The organism is Streptomyces sp. NPDC014861 (assembly GCF_043081625.1).
Classification (GTDB): domain Bacteria; phylum Actinomycetota; class Actinomycetes; order Streptomycetales; family Streptomycetaceae; genus Streptomyces.
This window is the reverse complement of the sequence record NZ_JBIBWV010000014.1, coordinates 46,146-64,664: the sequence shown is the minus strand read 5'-3', so window position 1 is coordinate 64,664 and position 18,519 is coordinate 46,146. Positions and strand designations below refer to the sequence as shown.

General features: G+C 73.5%; 13 protein-coding genes. 10 read left to right on the top strand and 3 right to left on the bottom strand.

What is annotated here, in order from left to right; all coding sequences use genetic code 11:
* Positions 1-81 precede the first annotated feature (81 nt).
* Complete coding sequence (locus tag ACF1BN_RS24990; protein WP_392333822.1) at positions 82-2,733, top strand: lysylphosphatidylglycerol synthase domain-containing protein; 2,652 nt, start codon at positions 82-84, stop codon at positions 2,731-2,733.
* A 7-nt stretch (positions 2,734-2,740) separates the two neighbouring features.
* Here ACF1BN_RS24990 and ACF1BN_RS24985 read toward each other — a convergent pair whose 3' ends face one another.
* On the bottom strand, positions 2,741-3,481 hold the full coding sequence (locus tag ACF1BN_RS24985; protein ID WP_392333821.1) for a YwiC-like family protein: 741 nt from the start codon (positions 3,479-3,481) through the stop codon (positions 2,741-2,743).
* Positions 3,482-3,619: 138 nt separating this feature from the next.
* Here ACF1BN_RS24985 and ACF1BN_RS24980 point away from each other — a divergent pair, with 138 nt between their 5' ends.
* Genes ACF1BN_RS24980 through hemG form a run of 6 tightly spaced genes read left to right on the top strand, consistent with a single transcriptional unit; the run spans position 3,620 to position 12,684 of the window.
* Positions 3,620-7,267 (top strand): nitrate reductase subunit alpha, encoded by a 3,648-nt coding sequence (locus ACF1BN_RS24980; RefSeq protein ID WP_392333820.1) that lies wholly within the window; start codon positions 3,620-3,622, stop codon positions 7,265-7,267.
* Positions 7,268-7,270: 3 nt separating this feature from the next.
* Positions 7,271-8,803, top strand: a complete 1,533-nt coding sequence (gene narH, locus ACF1BN_RS24975) for a nitrate reductase subunit beta (RefSeq protein WP_392333819.1) — start codon at positions 7,271-7,273, stop codon at positions 8,801-8,803.
* Positions 8,800-9,435 (top strand): nitrate reductase molybdenum cofactor assembly chaperone, encoded by a 636-nt coding sequence (gene narJ / locus ACF1BN_RS24970; RefSeq protein WP_392333818.1) that lies wholly within the window; start codon positions 8,800-8,802, stop codon positions 9,433-9,435. The genes narH and narJ overlap by 4 nt, the downstream gene beginning before the upstream one ends.
* Positions 9,435-10,157 (top strand): respiratory nitrate reductase subunit gamma, encoded by a 723-nt coding sequence (gene narI / locus ACF1BN_RS24965; protein ID WP_392333817.1) that lies wholly within the window; start codon positions 9,435-9,437, stop codon positions 10,155-10,157. The genes narJ and narI overlap by 1 nt, the downstream gene beginning before the upstream one ends.
* Positions 10,154-11,347 carry a TIGR04053 family radical SAM/SPASM domain-containing protein gene (locus tag ACF1BN_RS24960; protein WP_392333816.1) on the top strand — a complete coding sequence of 398 codons (1,194 nt, stop codon included), beginning with the start codon at positions 10,154-10,156 and terminating at the stop codon, positions 11,345-11,347. The genes narI and ACF1BN_RS24960 overlap by 4 nt, the downstream gene beginning before the upstream one ends.
* On the top strand, positions 11,335-12,684 hold the full coding sequence (gene hemG / locus ACF1BN_RS24955) for a protoporphyrinogen oxidase (RefSeq protein WP_392333815.1): 1,350 nt from the start codon (positions 11,335-11,337) through the stop codon (positions 12,682-12,684). Before ACF1BN_RS24960 ends, hemG begins: the two co-directional genes overlap by 13 nt.
* Positions 12,685-12,877: 193 nt before the next feature.
* Here hemG and ACF1BN_RS24950 read toward each other — a convergent pair whose 3' ends face one another.
* Positions 12,878-13,264, bottom strand: a complete 387-nt coding sequence (locus ACF1BN_RS24950; RefSeq protein ID WP_392333814.1) for an HGxxPAAW family protein — start codon at positions 13,262-13,264, stop codon at positions 12,878-12,880.
* A 99-nt stretch (positions 13,265-13,363) separates the two neighbouring features.
* On the opposite strand from ACF1BN_RS24950, the gene ACF1BN_RS24945 reads away from it, so the two are divergent.
* The 3 genes from ACF1BN_RS24945 (at position 13,364) to ACF1BN_RS24935 (ending at position 17,225) form a co-directional block, all read left to right on the top strand.
* Positions 13,364-13,858 carry a MarR family transcriptional regulator gene (locus ACF1BN_RS24945; protein ID WP_392333813.1) on the top strand — a complete coding sequence of 165 codons (495 nt, stop codon included), beginning with the start codon at positions 13,364-13,366 and terminating at the stop codon, positions 13,856-13,858.
* A gap of 167 nt (positions 13,859-14,025) precedes the next feature.
* Positions 14,026-15,603, top strand: coding sequence for an alpha/beta hydrolase (locus tag ACF1BN_RS24940; RefSeq protein ID WP_392333812.1), 1,578 nt, complete (start codon positions 14,026-14,028; stop codon positions 15,601-15,603).
* A 77-nt stretch (positions 15,604-15,680) separates the two neighbouring features.
* Complete coding sequence (locus tag ACF1BN_RS24935) at positions 15,681-17,225, top strand: alpha/beta hydrolase (protein WP_392333811.1); 1,545 nt, start codon at positions 15,681-15,683, stop codon at positions 17,223-17,225.
* 56 nt (positions 17,226-17,281) lie between these two features.
* On the opposite strand, the gene moeZ is transcribed toward ACF1BN_RS24935, so the two are convergent.
* A complete protein-coding gene (moeZ, locus tag ACF1BN_RS24930) occupies positions 17,282-18,460 on the bottom strand; it encodes an adenylyltransferase/sulfurtransferase MoeZ (protein ID WP_392333810.1) in 1,179 nt (392 codons plus the stop codon).
* Positions 18,461-18,519: the final 59 nt, after the last annotated feature.

Genomic DNA, 18,519 nt, shown 5'->3' with positions numbered 1-18,519 from the left:
GTGCCACCATCGTCCGGGCGGTGACCGGTGATACGAGATCAACAGCGACAGACACAAGCAGAAGTACACGCAGAGACGGACATGGTGATGGGTCAGGACACTCAGCCTCCCGGTGAGGCTCGGCCCGACATGCCCGAGCGGGTCTCCGGCGACGAGCCGCTGCTCGCCGCCCGCGTCCACCGGCCCTCCGATCTGATGCGCCTGCTGGCGGGGCTGCTGGCCATCGCCGTCGTCCTCGCCATCGCCGCCTTCGCCCACGGCACCACCTCGGGTCTCGAACAGGACATCAACAAGGGGGCCGTCGGCGCGCCCGACGTCTTCGTCAAGATCGCCGGTCTGGTCTCGTCGATCGCGATCCTGGTGCTGCCGGTGGCGTTCGCCATCGAGCGGCTGGTCAAACGGGACGGGCTGCGGATCGCCGACGGCGTGCTCGCGGCCGTCCTCGCCCACGGGGTGACCCTGGCGATCGACCTGTGGGTGGCGAAGGCCGCGCCGGACACCATCCAGGACGCGCTGACCCAGGCGGCGAGCGGCGGCGGGCTGACCGACCCGGTGCACAACTACCTCGCACCGGTGATCGCCTACATGACGGCCGTGGGCATGGCGCGCAGGCCGCGCTGGCGGTTCTCGCTCTGGACGGTGCTGCTGCTCGACGCCTTCACCATGCTGGTGGCCGGCTACACGACCGCCTTCTCGATCATCCTCACCGTGCTGATCGGCTGGACGGTGGCCTACGGCACGCTCTACACGGTCGGCTCGCCGAACGTCCGTCCGACCGGTCAGACCCTGCTGGCCGGACTGCGCCGGGTCGGCTTCCGGCCGGTGACGGCGCTGCGGGCCGAGGACGTCCCGGAGACCGCGGAGAGCGGGGACCGGGGCCGACGGTACATCGTGAGCCTGGAGGAGGGCCCGCCGCTGGACGTCACCGTCGTCGACCGGGAGCAGCAGGCGCACGGCTTCTTCTACCGGCTGTGGCGGCGGATCACCCTGCGGACGGTGACCACCCGCCGGTCGATCGTGTCGCTCCGGCAGGCGCTGGAGCAGGAGGCGCTGCTGGCGTACGCGGCGATCGCGGCCGGGGCGAACGCGCCGAAGCTGATCGCCACCTCCGAGCTGGGTCCCGACGCGGTGATGCTCGTGTACGAGCACATCGGCGGGCGGAGCCTGGACTCGCTGGACGACGCCGAGATCACCGACGAGCTGGCGCGGAGCGCGTGGCGGCAGGTGAAGGCGCTCCAGTCGCGCCGGATCGCGCACCGCAGGCTGTCGGGGGACGCGATCCTGGTGGATCGTTCCGGCAGGGTCTTCCTGACGGATCTGCGCGGCGGCGAGATCGCGGCCGGCGATCTGGTGCTGCGGATGGACATCGCCCAGTTCCTCACCACCCTGGGTCTGCGGGTCGGGGCGGAGCGGACGGTGGCGGCGGCCGTGGAGGTGCTGGGCCCCGACGCGGTGGCGGCCTGTCTGCCGCTGCTCCAGCCGATCGCGCTGAGCCGGTCGACCCGGGCCACCCTGCGGAGACTGGCGCGGGAGCGCTCGCAGCGGGAGCGGGAGGCGGTGCTCGCCGCCTCCGAGACGGCGAAGCGGGAGCGGGCGGAGGCCAAGGCGGCGGCCCACGCGGGGCTTCCGGCGCCGGGCGCCGACCCGAAGGCCGAGAAGGCCGAGAAGCGGGCGGACAAGAAGGCGGAGAAGCGGGCGCTCGACGAGGCCCTGGACGAGGCCCGCGAGGAGGACCTGCTGGCGCAGATCCGCCGGCAGGTGCTGCTCATCCGGCCGCAGGCGCCGGTGGAGCCGGTCCGTCTCGAGCGGATCAAGCCGCGGACGCTGATCTCGCTGATCGCGGGCGCGGTCGCCGCGTACTTCCTGCTGTCGCAGATCGCCCGCACGCCGCTGTCCACGGTGAGCGAGGCGGACTGGCGGTGGGTGGCCGTCGCGGTGCTGTGCTCCGCGCTCAGCTATGTGGCGGCGGCGATGAGCCTGCTCGGTTTCGTGCCGGAGCGGGTCGGTTTCTGGCGGACGGTGGTGGCGCAGGTCGCCGGTTCGTTCGTGAAGATCGTCGCCCCGGCGGCGGTCGGCGGTGTCGCCCTGAACACCCGCTTCCTCCAACGCGCGGGGGTACGGCCGGGGCTCGCGGTGGCGAGCGTCGGCGCGTCGCAGCTCTTCGGGCTCGGGGCGCACATCCTGCTGCTGCTCTCCTTCGGCTATCTGACCGGGACGGAGAAGTCGCAGTCGTTCACCCCGTCGCGCACGGTCATCGCCGGCCTGCTGACGGTGGCGGTGCTGGTCCTCGTGATGACGGCGATCCCGTTCATGCGGAAGTTCGTCGCGACCCGGCTGCGCTCGCTCTTCGCGGGCGTGGTGCCGCGCATGCTGGACGTGCTCCAGCGGCCGATGAAGCTGATCACGGGCATCGGCGGGATGCTGCTGCTGACCGGTGTGTTCGTGCTCTGCCTGGACGCGTCGATCCGCGCCTTCGGGCAGGGGAACGTGTCGATCAGCCTCGCGGGCGTGGCCGTGGTCTTCCTGGCGGGCAACGCGCTCGGCTCGGCGGCCCCCACGCCCGGCGGCGTCGGCGCCGTCGAGGCCGCCCTGATCGGCGGGCTCCTCGCGGTGGGCCTGCCCATCGACGTCGCCACCCCGGCGGTGCTCCTCTACCGTCTGCTGACCCTGTGGCTGCCGGTCCTGCCCGGCTGGCTCTGCTTCAACTGGCTCACCAAACGCGGAGCGCTGTAGTCCGCCGTCAGCCGTACACGCCGACGAGGAAGCCGAGCAGCAGCAGCGAGCAGCCGACCTCGACCGCTCCCACCACCGGGACCCTGAGTCCCCGGCCGGGGAGGACGGCGGCGCGGGCGAGGTAGACGGCGAAGGGGACGGCGAGCCACGGGTTCAGGAGGGCCGCCGCCACCAGCGCGACCGCGTGGTAGGCCACCGAGCCCTTCCGGTACGCGGCGGACCTCCGCTCGCGGATCATCGTCTTCACGTACGGGACGGTGCCGGCGAAGTAGAGCAGGCACGCCGCGGCGGGCGCGAGGCCCTGGGCGACGGTGCCGCCGCCGAGCCGGAGCGCGACGAGCAGCATCCCGCAGGCGGGGACGACGGCGACGAGGCCGTTGACGAGCGCCCGTTCCCTGTTGCGGCGGGCGTAGTGGACGTTCACCGCGAGGAAGGGCGCCATCAGGGCCGCGGCGACCCCGAGCCAGGGCTCGGCCACCAGCAGGACCAGTCCGAGGGCGGCCGTGGCGGTGCCGAGGACGAGTGCGGGGCGGGTGTGGCGCGCGGCTGCCCGGGGGTTGCGGGAGGCGCGTCGGAGCCGTACCCGCTGCTCGGCGTGGAAGACCGCGCAGTAGCCGAGCAACCAGGCCACGAAGAGCGGGAGTTGGATCCAGGTCGGGGAGCCGGTCAGGACGCCCGCGAGGTAGGGCACGGCGAGCATCGCCCAGGCCCCGTGCTGGTTCGGTATCCACCGTCTCGGAATGCTCACCGGACCAGCCTCACACACCGACCCCCGGGACAAATGCGGGATTTGGTCACCCCCGTAAGGGACCATCGGCCCCCCTTCGGGCGGTTTCGCCCGACCTAGGCTCAGGCTGCTGAACGCATCGTCGTGAAGGAGCCTGACGTGCAGCAGGAGCAGCCGGACGCCGCCGAGATCCTCCTCCGAGCGGGAAGGTTCTTCTCCCGTTCCGAGGTCTCCGACGACCTGCGGACGGTGCACCGCACCGGTGGCCGCGAGAGCGAGTCCTTCTACCGGGACCGCTGGAGCCACGACAAGGTCGTGTACTCCACCCACGGCGTCAACTGCACCGGCTCGTGCCGGTGGAAGGTGTACGTCAAGGACGGGATCATCACCTGGGAGACCCAGGCCACCGATTACCCCTCCGTCGGCCCCGACCGGCCCGAGTACGAGCCCCGCGGCTGCCCCCGCGGCGCCTCCTTCTCCTGGTACAGCTACTCCCCCACGCGGGTCCGCCACCCCATGGTCCGGGGCACCCTCCTCGCGATGTACCGGGAGGCGAAGAAGCGTCTGAAGGACCCGGTGCTCGCCTGGGCCGACATCCAGCGCGACCCGGTCCGCCGCCGCACCTACCAGCAGGCCAGGGGCAAGGGCGGCCTCGTGCGGGCGAGTTGGGAGGAGGCGGTGGAGATCGCCGCCGCCGCGCACGTCCACACCGTCAAGGAGCACGGCCCCGACCGGGTGGCCGGCTTCTCCCCGATCCCGGCGATGTCGATGGCCTCGCACGCGGCCGGCGCCCGCTTCCACTCCCTCATCGGCGCGCCGATGCTCTCCTTCTACGACTGGTACGCGGACCTGCCGGTGGCCTCCCCGCAGGTCTTCGGCGACCAGACCGACGTGCCGGAGTCGGGCGACTGGTGGGACGCGGCCTATCTGCTGATGTGGGGCTCGAACGTGCCGGTGACGCGCACGCCGGACGCCCACTGGATGACCGAGGCCCGCTACCGGGGACAGAAGGTCGTCACCGTCTCCCCCGACTTCGCCGACAACACCAAGTTCGCCGACGAGTGGATGCACCCGCACCCGGGGACGGACGGGGCGCTCGCCCTGGCGATGGGGCACGTGCTGCTCAAGGAGTTCTTCGTCGACCGCGAGACGCCCTTCTTCGCCGAGTACGTGCGCACCTACACCGACCTGCCCTTCCTGGTCACCCTCCAGGAGACCGGGCGGGGTCTCGTCCCCGGCAAGTTCGTCACCGCCGCCGACCTCGGCCAGGACGTCGAGAACGCCGAGTGGAAGACCGTCCTCGTCGACGACGCCACCGGCCGGGCGGTCGTCCCGAACGGCACCCTCGGGCACCGCTGGGGCACCGGCGGCGAACCCGACTGGAACCTCGACCTCGGCGGCGTCCGCCCCCGGCTCTCCCTCCTGGAGGAGGGCGAGGCCGCCGAGGTGGTGCTGCCCCGCTTCGACGAGGAGGGCGAGGTGCTGCGGCGGGGCGTGCCGGTGCGGCGGCTCTCCGGGGACGGGCCCCTGGTCACCACCGTGTACGACCTGCTGCTCGCCCAGTACGGCGTCGGGCGCCCCGGCCTGCCGGGCGAGTGGCCGGAGTCGTACGAGGACGCCTCGCAGCCCGGCACCCCCGCCTGGCAGGAGACCCTGACCTCGGTGCCCGCGGCCCAGGCGGCGCGCGTGGCACGGGAGTTCGCGGACACCGCCGAGCGCTCGCGCGGCCGCTGCATGATCCTCATGGGCGCGGGCACCAACCACTGGTTCCACTCCGAGACGATCTACCGGGCCTTCCTCGCCCTGCTCACGCTCACCGGCTGCCAGGGCCGCAACGGCGGCGGCTGGGGCCACTACGTCGGCCAGGAGAAGTGCCGGCCGGTGACCGGCTGGGCCACCCTCGCGAGCGCCTCCGACTGGAGCAGGCCGCCGCGGCACATGATCGGCGCCGGCTGGTTCTACCTCCACACCGACCAGTGGCGGTACGACACCCTGCCCGCGGAGTCGCTGGCCTCGCCGCTCGGCGCCGGGCGCTTCGCGGGCATGACGGGCGCCGACTGCCTGGCCGCCTCCGCGCGGATGGGCTGGATGCCCTCGTACCCGACCTTCGACCGCAACCCGCTGGAACTCGGCGCCCAGGACGACCCGGTCGCCGACACGGTGCGGGCGCTGAAGGACGGCTCGCTCGGCTTCGCCGGGGAGGACCCGGACGCGCCGGGGAACTGGCCCCGGGTGCTCAACGTGTGGCGGGCCAACCTCCTCGGCTCCTCCTCCAAGGGCAACGAGTACTTCCTCAAGCACCTCCTCGGCACCCACTCCAACCTCCCCGAGGACGGGCCGCGCTGCACCCCGAGGGACGTGCGGTGGCGGGAGGACGACGTCGAGGGCAAGCTCGACCTGCTGCTCGCCATGGACTTCCGGATGACCTCCACGACGCTGCTGTCGGACATCGTGCTCCCGGCCGCCACCTGGTACGAGAAGCACGACCTGTCCTCCACGGACATGCACCCCTTCCTGCACGCCTTCACCCCCGCCGTCGACCCGCCGTGGCAGGCCCGCTCCGACTACGACGCCTTCCACGCCCTCGCCCGCCGCTTCGGCGAACTCGCGAAGGACCACCTGGGGGTGCGCAGGGACCTGGTGGCGACCGCCCTCCAGCACGACACCCCGGGCGGCGAGATGGCGCAGCCCGGCGGGGTGGCGCTCGACTGGTCGAAGGGCGAGTGCGAGCCGGTCCCCGGGCGCACGATGTACAACCTGACGGTGGTCGAGCGGGACTACGGGGCCGTGGGCGAGAAGTTCGCCGCGCTCGGGCCGCTGGTCGACCGGCTCGGGGTGACGACGAAGGCGATCACCTTCGACGTCGACGAGGAGGTCGCCTACCTGGGCGCCAAGAACGGCCTGGTCAGGGGCGGTGTCGCGGACGGGCGTCCGCGCCTGGACACCGCGCGGCGGGCCTGCGAGGCGATCCTCTCCCTCTCCGGCACCTCCAACGGACGGCTCGCCACGCAGGGCTTCGAGAAGCTGGAGAGGCGCACCGGTCAGGAGATGGCCCACCTGGCCGCCGAGGCCGAGGGCAGGCGCATCACCTTCGCCGACACCCAGGCCCGGCCCGTCCCCGTCATCACCTCGCCCGAGTGGTCGGGCAGCGAGTCCGGCGGACGCCGCTACACCGCCTTCACCGTCAACACCGAGCACCTCAAGCCCTGGCACACCCTCACCGGCCGCCAGCACTTCTTCCTCGACCACGACTGGATGCACGAGGTCGGCGAGTCGCTGCCCGTCTACAAGCCGCCGCTGGACATGCACCAGCTTTATGGGGAGCCGGAGTTGGGGTCGAGCGACGGGCGCCAGGTCGCCGTGCGGTACCTCACCCCGCACAACAAGTGGGCCATCCACTCCCAGTACCAGGACAACCTGTACATGATGACGCTCGGCCGGGGCGGGCAGACGGTCTGGATGTCGCCGCGGGACGCCGAGGCCATCGGGGTCCGCGACAACGACTGGATCGAGGCGGTCAACCGCAACGGCGTGGTCACCGCCCGCGCGATCGTCTCCCACAAGATGCCCGCCGGCACGGTCTACATGAACCACGCCCAGGAGCGCACGGTCGGCGTCCCGAGGACCGAGAAGACCGGCCGCCGCGGCGGCATCCACAACTCGCTCACCCGCGTGATGCTCAAGCCGACCCATCTCGTCGGCGGCTACGCCCAGTTGACCTGGGCCTTCAACTACCTGGGCCCGACCGGCAACCAGCGCGACGAGGTGACGGTCATCCGCCGCCGCGACCAGAAGGTGGAGTACTGACCCATGCGTGTCATGGCACAGGTGGCGATGGTGATGAACCTCGACAAGTGCATCGGCTGCCACACCTGCTCGGTCACCTGCAAACAGGCGTGGACCAACCGGCGGGGCACCGAGTACGTGTGGTTCAACAACGTCGAGACCCTCCCCGGGCAGGGGTACCCGCGCCGCTGGGAGGACCAGGAGCGCTGGAAGGGCGGCTGGGAGCGGACCCGCTCGGGGCGGCTGCGGCTGCGGGCCGGCGGGCGGCTGAAGCGGCTCGGGCAGATCTTCGCCAACCCGGAGCTTCCGGAGCTCGACGACTACTACCAGCCGTGGACGTACGAGTACAAGAACCTCACCGAGGCACCCGCCGGCGACGACCTGCCGGTCGCCCGGCCCGTCTCCCAGCTCACCGGCGAACCCCTCGACAAGGTCGAGTGGGGTCCGAACTGGGACGACAACCTCGGCGGCGCCCCCGAGCACGGGCCGAAGGACCCGCTGGTGGAGAAGGTCCGGGCACAGGTCGGCGAGAGGATCCGCTTCGAGTTCGAGCAGAGCTTCATGTTCTACCTGCCCCGGATCTGCGAGCACTGCCTCAACCCGGCGTGCGTCTCCGCCTGCCCCTCCGGCGCCATGTACAAGCGCGAGGAGGACGGCATCGTCCTCGTCGACCAGGACGGGTGCCGGGGCTGGCGGATGTGCGTCACCGGCTGCCCCTACAAGAAGGTCTACTTCAACCACGCCACCGGCAAGGCCGAGAAGTGCACCTTCTGCTTCCCGCGCGTCGAGGTCGGCATGCCGACGGTCTGCTCCGAGACCTGCGTGGGCCGCATGCGCTACCTCGGCGTGATGCTGTACGACGCCGACAAGGTCGCCGAGGCCGCCGCCGTCGAGGACGAACACGACCTCTACCCCGCCCAGTTGGAGTGCTTCCTCGATCCGCGCGACCCGGCCGTGGCCGCCGCCGCGCGGGCGTCCGGGATCACCGAGGAGTGGCTGGACGCGGCCCGGCGCTCCCCCGTGCACGACCTCATCGCCACCTATCAGGTCGCGCTGCCGCTCCACCCGGAGTACCGCACGATGCCGATGGTCTGGTACGTGCCGCCGCTCTCCCCGGTCGTCGACGCGGTCGCCGCCACCGGCAGCGACGGCGAGGACGCCGGGAACCTCTTCGGCGCGATCGACGCGCTGCGGATCCCGGTGGAGTACCTGGCCGAACTGCTGACCGCCGGTGACACCGTGCCCGTCGAGGCCGTACTGCGCCGGATGGCGGCCATGCGCTCCTACATGCGGGCGGTCAACCTCGGCGAGGAGCGGGACGAGGGCGTCGCCGCGGCGGTCGGGCTGACCGGGCGGGAGATGGAGGACATGTTCCGGCTGCTGGCCATCGCCAAGTACGAGGACCGGTACGTGATCCCCACGGCGGCCCGCGCCGACGCGCAGGCGCTCGCCGACTCCCATCCGCTGGAGCCCGACGCGGGCTGCCCGGTCTCCGACCAGGCGGCCGGAGACAGCCGGGTCCTGCTCAACCTGAGCCGCACGAGGAGGAGTTCATGAACCCGGACACCGTGGTGCGGCTGGTGGCGGCGCGCTGCCTGACCTACCCGGACGAGAGCCTGTACGCCGAACTCCCGCTGATGCGCGGCGCCGTGGCGGACGTGCCGGGCGCGGAGGGAATACGGGACTTCCTCGGGCACCTGGAGCGGACCCCGCTCCTCGACCTCGCCGCGCACTACACGGACACCTTCGACACCCGCAACCGCCACTGCCTGCACCTCACGTGGTGGACGGACGGCGACACCCGGCGGCGCGGGCTCTCCCTCGTCGGGATCAAGCGGACCTACCGCGAGTACGGCCTGGAGTTCGACAGCGACGAGCTGCCCGACTTCCTGCCCGCCGCCCTGGAGTTCGCCGCCCTCCACGAGGAGCCCGGGACCGTGCTGCTCCAGGAGCACCGGGCCGGCCTGGAGCTGCTGCGGCTCGCGCTGGCCGCCGCCGGCACCCCGTACACCGGCGTCCTGGAGGCGGTCTGCGGCACCCTGCCCGGGCCGTCCCCGGCGACGAGGGAGGAGGCCAAGGAGCTGGCCCGGTCCGGGCCGCCGCGCGAGCTCGTCGGACTCGAACCCTTCGGCCCGGGCGTCGAGCTGCCCTGGCCGACCACGCACCGCGCCGAAAGGACCCCGGTCTGATGGATCTGCTGCTGTGGGGCGTGCTGCCCTACGTCTCGGTGGCCCTGCTCGTCGCCGGCACGGTCTGGCGCGGGCGCCACGACCGCTTCGGCATCACGACCCACTCCTCCCAGCTGCACGAGTCGCGGCTGCTGCGGATCGGCTCGCCCCTCTTCCACTTCGGGATGCTCTTCGTCGTCCTCGGGCACGTGGTCGGGCTGCTGATCCCGATGGAGTGGACCGACGCGCTCGGGATCAGCGACCACGCCTACCACCTGATGGCCGTCTCGACCGGCGCCGTCGCGGGCACGGCCGCCGCCGCCGGCATCGGGATCCTCGTGTACCGGCGGGCGCGGGTGCCGGCGGTGCGGAAGGCGACGCTGGGGAGCGACCACCTCATGTACACGGTGCTGCTCGGGGCGATGGCGCTCGGGATCCTCGCCACCGTCCTCAACTCCACCGGCGCGACCGACGGTTACAACTACCGCGAGGGCATCTCGGTGTGGTTCCGCTCGCTCTTCGCGCTCAGCCCCGACTGGGGGCTGATGGCGGGCGCGCCGCTCGCCTTCAAGCTGCACGTCCTCTTCGGCTTCGCGCTCTTCGCGCTCGTCCCGTACTCGCGGCTGGTGCACATGTTCGCGGTGCCGGTGCGGTACCTCTTCCGTCCGTTCGTCGTCTACCGGCGCCGGCGTCCCGGCCCGATCGCCAACCGGGCGTCGAAGCGCGGCTGGGAGCGGGTGTGAGCACCGCGCCGAGGACGCTCGTGCGCCGGCCCCGCCGGCCGGTGGGCGAACGGCCGTTCCTCGTCATCTGGGAGGCCACCCGGGCCTGTCCGCTGGCCTGCCTGCACTGCCGGGCCGAAGCGGTGCCCGACCGGCACCCCGACGAGCTGGACGGCCCGGCGGCCCGCCGCCTGATGGACCAGATCGCCTCCTTCGGGAAGCCGGCACCGCTCTTCGTCGTCACCGGCGGCGACCCCTTCCAGCGGCCCGACCTCGCCGCGCTCGTCGCGTACGGCACCTCGCTCGGGCTGCGGGTCGCGGTCTCGCCGTCGGGGACGGCGACCCTGGACCGCGACCGCCTCGCGCGGATCCGGGACGCCGGGGCGGTCGCCCTCTCGCTCTCCCTCGACGGGTCGACCGCCGCCCGCCACGACGCCTTCCGCGGGGTCCCCGGCGTCTTCGGCCTCACCCTCGACGGCTGGCGGACCGCCCGCGAGCTCGGCCTGAAGGTGCAGATCAACACCGCCGTCGGCCGGCACAGCCTGCCCGACCTCGCCGACATCGCCGCGCTCGTCCGGCGCGAGGGCGCCATGCTCTGGTCCGGTTTCCTGCTGGTGCCCACCGGCCGGGCGGGCGCGCTCGACGCGCTCACCGCCGCCGAGTGCGAGGACGTGCTGCACTTCCTGTACGACCTCGGGGCGCGGATGCCGGTGAAGACCACCGAGGGCCACCACTTCCGGCGGGTCGCCCTCCAGCGGGCGGTGCTCGACCGGCGCGGCGAGCGGCCGGACCTCGGCCCGCTGCACGCGCGGCTCACCGCGCGGGCCGGCGAACTGGGCCTGTTCGAGGGGGAGCGGCGGACCGCGCGCCGCCCTCCGATGGACGTCTCCTCCGGGCGCGGCTTCGTCTTCGTGTCCCACACCGGGGAAGTGCATCCGAGCGGCTTCCTGCCGCTGTCGGCGGGGAACGTGAAGGAACGCGAACTGCCGGAGGTCTACCGGGAGTCGGAACTCTTCCGGTCGCTTCGCGACCCGGAGCGGCTCCGCGGCGCGTGCGGGGCCTGCGAGTTCGCGCGGGTCTGCGGGGGCTCGCGCTCCCGGGCGTACGCGGTCACCGGCGACCCGCTCGCCGCGGACCCGTGGTGCGCCTACCGGCCGGGCTCCTTCCCCCATCAGGACGAACTCCGGGAGGTCCTGGCATGCGCCGGGTGATCGTGATCGGCGGCGGCATCAGCGGCCTCGCGGCGGCGTGGTCGCTGCGCGGGCGGGCCGAGGTGACCGTCCTGGAGGCCGGCGACCGGATCGGCGGCAAGCTCCGCACCACCCCGCTGGCGGGCGTACCCGTCGACGAGGGCGCCGAGTCGCTGATGGCGCTGCGCCCCGAGGCCGTGGAGCTGGCGGAGGCGGTGGGCCTCGGCGGGGACCTGCGGGACCCCGCGCCCGGCCCGGTCACGCTGTGGAGCCGGGGCGCGCTGCGGGCGCTGCCGCCCGGGCACGTGATGGGCGTGCCGCCGGATCCGGGGGCGCTCGACGGCACGGGGCTGCTGTCGGAGGCGGGCCTGGCGCGGCTGCGCGAGGAGGAGGGGCTGCCGGCGCCACCGCTGTCGCCGGACGGGGACCCCTCCGTGGCGGAGTACCTGGCCGGGCGGCTCGGCCGGGAAGCCGTCGACCGGCTCGTCGAACCGCTGCTCGGCGGGGTGTACGCGGGCGAGGTCGACCGCCTCTCGCTGCGCTCCGCGCTCGGGCCGGTGGCCGCGCTCGCCGGGCGGGGCGGCTCGCTGCTCGCGGCGCTGCGGAACCGGCCCGCCCGGCCGCCCCGCGCGGCGGTGCGCGGCGTGGTCGGCGGCACCGGGCGCCTCCCGGCGGCGGTCGCCCGGGAGTCCGGGGCGCGGATCGTCACCGGCACGCCGGTCACCGGGCTGCGGCGGGCGGGAGGCGAGTGGCGGGTGACGACGACGACCGGCTCCCTGGCCGCCGACGCGCTGGTCCTCGCGCTCCCCGCCCACGCGGCGGCGCCGCTGCTCGCGGGGCTCGCGCCGGAGGCGGCGGAGGCGCTCGGCGGGATCCGGCACGCGGACACCGCCGTGGTGGCGCTGGCCTTCCCCGCGGGTACGGAGGCGGCGCTGCCGCCCGGGAACGGCTTCCTCGTCCCCGCGGTCGAGGGCCGCACGATCAAGGCGGCGACGCTGCTGTCCCGGAAGTGGGCGTTCCCGGCCGGCGGCCCGTGCGTCGTCCGCGCCTCGCTGGGGCGGGCGGGCGGACCGCCGGTCCTGTCCGCGCCCGATCCCGACCTGGTCGCGGCGGCCCTCGGGGACCTGCGGGCGGCGGTCGGCCCGCTGCCCGCGCCCGTCGCGACCCGGGTCAGCCGCTGGGCCGCCGGCCTCCCGCAGTACGACACGGGTCACGCCGCCCGGGTGGACCGCGCGCGCACGGCCGTCGCGGGGCTCCCGTCGCTGTTCCTGTGCGGGGCGGCGTACGAGGGCGTGGGCGTGGCGGCCTGTGTGGCGTCGGGGCTGCGGGCGGCGGGAGCGGCGGCGGACTCCTTCTGAACCGGGCCCGAAGCCGGGCCTGAACCGGGCCTGAACCGGGCCTGAATCGGGCCTGAATCGGGCCTGAATCGGGCCCGAAACCGGGCCTGAATCGGGCCCGAAACCGGGCCCGAACCGGGCCTGAACCGGGCCTGGACCGGTGACCGCCGGGTCCCGGCGCCGGGACCCGGCGGTCACCGGAGCCGCGTACGCGTCACGCGCGGCCGGTGGCGGCCCGCGCCCGCGGGGCTGCCGGGGCGGGCTCGGCGGTGACCGGCCCGGGAGCGCTCGCGGTGGGCGCCCGCCGCCCCGCGAGCCGGCAGCCGAGGCAGTCCGGGTGGCCGGTGCCGGCCGCGGTGTCGCGGACGCGCCAGTCCCACTGGTCCGGGGGGCGGGGACCGGAGGGCTTGCCCCAGCCGGCGAGGTGCAGCAGCCAGGTGACGAGGGCGGCGGCGGCGAGGAGGGCGGTACCGAGCCCTCCCGCCGCGGCCGAGCCGAGGCAGAGGGCCAGGCCGAGGGCCGCGCAGCCGAGGGTGGCGAGGGCGGTTCCGGTCCAGCCGGCCAGGGTGTGGCCGAGGTCGACGTCGCCGTGTGCGCTCATGGAGGCTCCTTGGGGTGCGGGAGGGCAGGATGAGGACGAGGCTCGCCCGAGATCTTTTATCTCACGAGCTAAGTATCTTAGACCGTAAGGAGTATCTGGGTGCAGGGCAAGAGCCGGCCTCCGGCCACCGCCGCCGAGGCGATCTCGCGCATGGACACCTATGTGGCGCTCGGCCTGATCGGGCAGCAGGAGGTGGCCCAGGCACTCGGCCTGAACGTGACCGACCTCACCTGCCTCGGCCATGTGCTCGGCGCCGGAGCGGAACCGCTCTCCGCGGGCGACCTCGCCGAGCGGGCCAACCTGACCACCGGCGCGGTGACCGGCGTCCTCAACCGGCTGGAGAAGGCCGGATACGCCCGCCGGGTGCCCGACCCCGGCGACCGCCGCCGGGTCCGCGTGGTCGCCGACCCGGCCGCCGTCACGCGCCTGACCGAGCTGTACCAGCCCTTCTACGAGCGGCTCGGCCAGATCTTCGCCCGCTACTCGCCCGAGGAGACCGCTGTGATCGCGGACTGGTTCACCCAGGCCGCCGAGGCGGCCCGGGCCCACCTCGACACCCTCCGCGGCCGCACCGCGCCGGAGGGGGCCGAGTAAGGACTGTCCCGACGGGAGCACGGCGACGGGGCTGTGGCGACGGGCTTCTGGGGACGGGGCGGTGAGGACGGGCGTACGGCGGCGAGGCGCGGTCCGGCGGGTCCCGGATGCACCCGCTTGGGCGTGCGTCACGGGCGGGCGCGGGCGGCGGGCCCGAGCATGGGGGCATGCCGATCTCCCCCGCCCGCGCCACCGCCCTCCTCACCGCCTCCGCCGTCCTCTGCCTGACGGCCGGCTGCTCGGACGACGGCGACGACAGCCCCGCGGCCGCCCGCCCCACCGGCAGCGGCGGCCTCCCGGCGCTGACGGAGCAGCAGCTGGAGTGGGACACGTGCCCGCCGCCGTCCGCGGCGGAGGGCGGCGGCTCCGCGCCGACGCCGCTGCCCGGCGGCACGCCCTGGGAGTGCGCGTTCCTGACGACCCCGCTCGACTGGTCGAAGCCGGAGGGGGAGACGATCGAGCTGGCGCTGATCCGGGCGCGGGCCGAGGACAACGCCCGCCGCATCGGCTCCCTCGTCTTCAACTTCGGCGGCCCGGGCGGCTCCGGAGTCACCGCCCTGCCGGGGTTCGCCACGGAGTACGAGACCCTCCGCTCCCGCTACGACCTCGTCTCCTTCGACCCGCGCGGCGTCGGCCGGAGCGAGCCGGTGGAGTGCATGACGGACAAGGAGCTGGACGCCTACTACGCGCTGGACTTCACCCCGGACGACCTGGCGGAGGAGCGGACGCTGTCCGACGCGCAGAAGACGTACGCGGCGGGCTGCGAGAAGGACTCCGGCCCCGTCCTGCCGTACGTCGGCACGGAGAACGCGGCCCGGGACATGGACCTGCTGCGGCAGGTCCTCGGCGACGACAAGCTGCACTACTTCGGCATCTCGTACGGCACGGAGCTCGGCGGCGTCTACGCCCACCTGTTCCCGGAGCGGGTCGGCCGGGCCGTCTTCGACGCGGTCGTCGACCCGGACGCCGGCGTCGAGGACGGCGCGCTGGGCCAGGCGAAGGGCTTCCAGCTGGCGCTGGACAACTTCGCGCAGGACTGCGTGGACCGGGGCGACGAATGCGCCCTGCCGGGTGCGACGGTCGCCGAGGTCGAGGAGGGCGTCACCGATCTCCTCGACTCGCTCGACGAGAAGCCGATCACCGGCATCGGCAGCCGGAAGCTCACCCAGACCCAGGCCACCAACGGCATCGCCCAGGCCCTGTACTCGAAGGAGTTCTGGCCCTATCTGGAGCAGGGCCTGGAGGCCGCGGACGGCGGCGACGGCGCCCTCCTGCTCGCCCTCTCCGACTCGATGAACGGGCGCGGCGAGAACGGCAGCTACAGCAACATCCAGGCCGCCAACGCCGCCATCAACTGCGTCGACTTCAAGGAGCGCTACACCCTGGGCCAGGCCAAGGAGCGGCTGCCGCAGTTCCGCGAGGCGTCCCCCGTCTTCGGCGACTTCATGGGCTGGGCGCTGTCGAGCTGTTCGCAGTGGCCGGTGCCGGGCGCCTGGGACCACCCGGACGTGTCGGCGCCGGGCTCCGCGCCGATCCTGGTCATCGGCAACACCGGCGACCCGGCGACCCCGTACGAGGGGGCCCGCGCGATGGTGCAGGCGCTCGGCAAGGGCGTCGGCGTGGAGCTGACGTACGAGGGCGAGGGCCACGGCGCCTACAACGGCGGCAACGCCTGTGTGAAGAAGGCCGTCGACGGCTACCTCCTCGACGGCAAGGTCCCCGCCTCCGGCACGGTCTGCAAGTAGCGGACCGCACCGCCCGCGAGGACGCGGAACCGGGCCCCCTAGGATGAAGAGCCGGTCTCGATCCCAGGGGGTCCCCCATGCGCATACGCCGGCACCTGACGGCCCTCGCCGTCGGAGGGCTCCTGGTCACCGGCTGCACGGGGACGGACTCCCCGGCCGCCGCGCCGACGCCGGGACCCGCCTCCGACGCCAAGCCCGCGCCCACCTCCGGCACCCCCGCGCCGGGCGGCCCCTCCCTCCCCGCCTCGCTCACCGGCCAGCGTCCCGACTGGAAGCCGTGCGAGGGGGACGGGGCCGGCGCCGACTGGCGGTGCGCCACCGTGAAGGTGCCGCTGGACCACGCGAAACCGTCGGGCGCCACGCTCCCCGTCGCGCTGATCCGCAAGGAGGCGACCGACCGGAAGGAGCGGATCGGGTCGCTGCTCTTCAACTTCGGCGGGCCCGGCGGCTCCGGCGTGGACATCCTGCCGCAGCTGTCCGGGGAGTACGGGGCGCTGAACGAGCGGTACGACCTCGTGGGCTTCGACCCGCGCGGCGTGAGCCGCAGTTCCGGAGTCGTCTGCCGCACCGACGCCGAACAGGCGGCGGCCGAGACCCGCGTCGACGCCACCCCGGACACCCCCGCCGAGGAGGCCGCCTTCCTGGAGGACGCGGCCTCCTTCGGGGCCGGCTGCGCCCGCCGGTCCGGGGCGGTCATCCCGTACACCACGACCACGGCCACCGCCCGCGACCTCGACCTGATCCGGCGGGTCCTCGGCGACGAGAAGCTGCACTACTTCGGCATCTCGTACGGCACCCAGCTCGGCGGCACCTACGCCCACCTCTTCCCCCGGAACACGGGCCGGCTGGTCCTGGACGCGGTCGTCGACCCGACCAGCGACACCGTGGGCCACGCCCGGCACCAGACGGTCGGCTTCCAGCGGGCCCTGGACAGCTACCTGAAGAGCACCGGGCGGACGCCGGAGGCCGGCACGGAGCGGATCACCCGGCTCCTCTCGGAGCTCGACCGGCGCCCCCTGGAGGTCGGTGACCGGCGGCTCACCGAGGGCCTCGCGGTCACCGGCATCGCGGTCACCCTCTACGCGGAGTCCAGCCGGCCGCTGCTCACCGAGGCGCTGGAGGCGGCCGAGGCCGGGGACGGCGGCCCGCTGCTGCGGCTCGCCGACGCGTACAACGACCGGGACGAGCAGGGGCGTTACTCCACCCAGTCGCACTCCCAGCGGGCGATCTCCTGCGCCGACTCCAGCGAGCGCCCGACCGCGGCGCAGGCGAAGGCGCTGCTGCCGGAGTTCCGCCGGCTCTCCCCCGTCTTCGGCGCCTTCCTCGCCTGGGACACGGCCGGCTGGTGCGCCGACTGGCCGGTGGCGGGCGAGGCGAGGACCCCGGCGGCGTCCGCGCCCGGCGCGGCCCCGGTCCTCGTGGTGGGGACGACGGGAGACCCGGCGACCCCGTACGAGGGCGCGGAGCGGATGGCGCGGGAGCTCGGCGAGGGCGTCGGGATCCTGGTGACCAACAAGGGCGAGGGGCACGGCGCGTACGGCACCTCGGCGTGCGTGACACGGACGGTCGACGCGTACCTGCTCGACGGGAAGGTGCCCGCGTACGGCACGACCTGCGGGTAGCCGGGACGCGCGAAGGCCCCGGACCGTCGCACGGTCCGGGGCCTTCGTCGCACCGGCTAGTAGACCGGCTTCTCGGGCTCGATCTGGTGGACCCAGCCGATCACGCCGCCGCCGACGTGCACCGCGTCCGCGAAGCCCGCGGACTTGAGCACGGCGAGGACTTCCGCACTGCGGACACCCGTCTTGCAGTGCAGGACGATCCGCCTGTCCTGCGGGAGGTCCTGGAGGGCGGTGCCCATCAGGAACTCGTTCTTCGGGATCAGGCGCGCGCCGGGGATCGAGACGATCTCGTACTCGTTCGGCTCGCGGACGTCGATGATGTCGATGTTCTCGCCGTCGTCGATCCACTCCTTGAGCTGCTTCGGAGTGATCGTGGAGCCGAGCGCCGCCTCCTGGGCCTCCTCGGACACGACGCCGCAGAAGGCCTCGTAGTCGATGAGCTCGGTGACGGTCGGGTTCTCGCCGCAGACCGCGCAGTTCGGGTCCTTGCGGACCTTCACCTGGCGGTACTGCATCTCCAGGGCGTCGTAGATCATCAGGCGGCCGACCAGCGGGTCGCCCACGCCCGCGAGGACCTTGATGGCCTCGGTGACCTGGATGGAGCCGATGGACGCGCACAGCACGCCCAGGACGCCGCCCTCGGCGCAGGAGGGGACCATGCCCGGCGGCGGGGGCTCCGGGTAGAGGCAGCGGTAGCAGGGGCCGTACTCGGACCAGAAGACGGACGCCTGGCCGTCGAACCGGTAGATCGAGCCCCAGACGTACGGCTTGTTCAGCAGCACGCAGGCGTCGTTCACCAGGTAGCGGGTGGCGAAGTTGTCCGTGCCGTCGACGATCAGGTCGTACTGGCCGAAGATCTCCATCACGTTGTCGGCCTCGAGCCGCTCCTCGTGAAGGATCACGTTCACGTACGGGTTGATGCCGAGCACGCTGTCGCGCGCCGACGCCGCCTTGGAGCGGCCGATGTCCGCCTGGCTGTGGATGATCTGGCGCTGGAGGTTCGACTCGTCGACCTCGTCGAACTCCACGATGCCGAGCGTGCCGACACCGGCCGCGGCCAGGTACATGAGGGCCGGCGAGCCGAGGCCGCCGGCGCCCACACAGAGCACCTTGGCGTTCTTCAGCCGCTTCTGCCCGTCCATCCCCACGTCGGGGATGATCAGGTGGCGGGAGTACCTGCGGACCTCGTCTACGGTGAGCTCGGCAGCCGGCTCGACCAGGGGTGGCAGCGACACGGGGACTCCGTTGGTCGGTATGTCAGTACGGTTGTTCTCCCCGTAACACTGCCACGCCC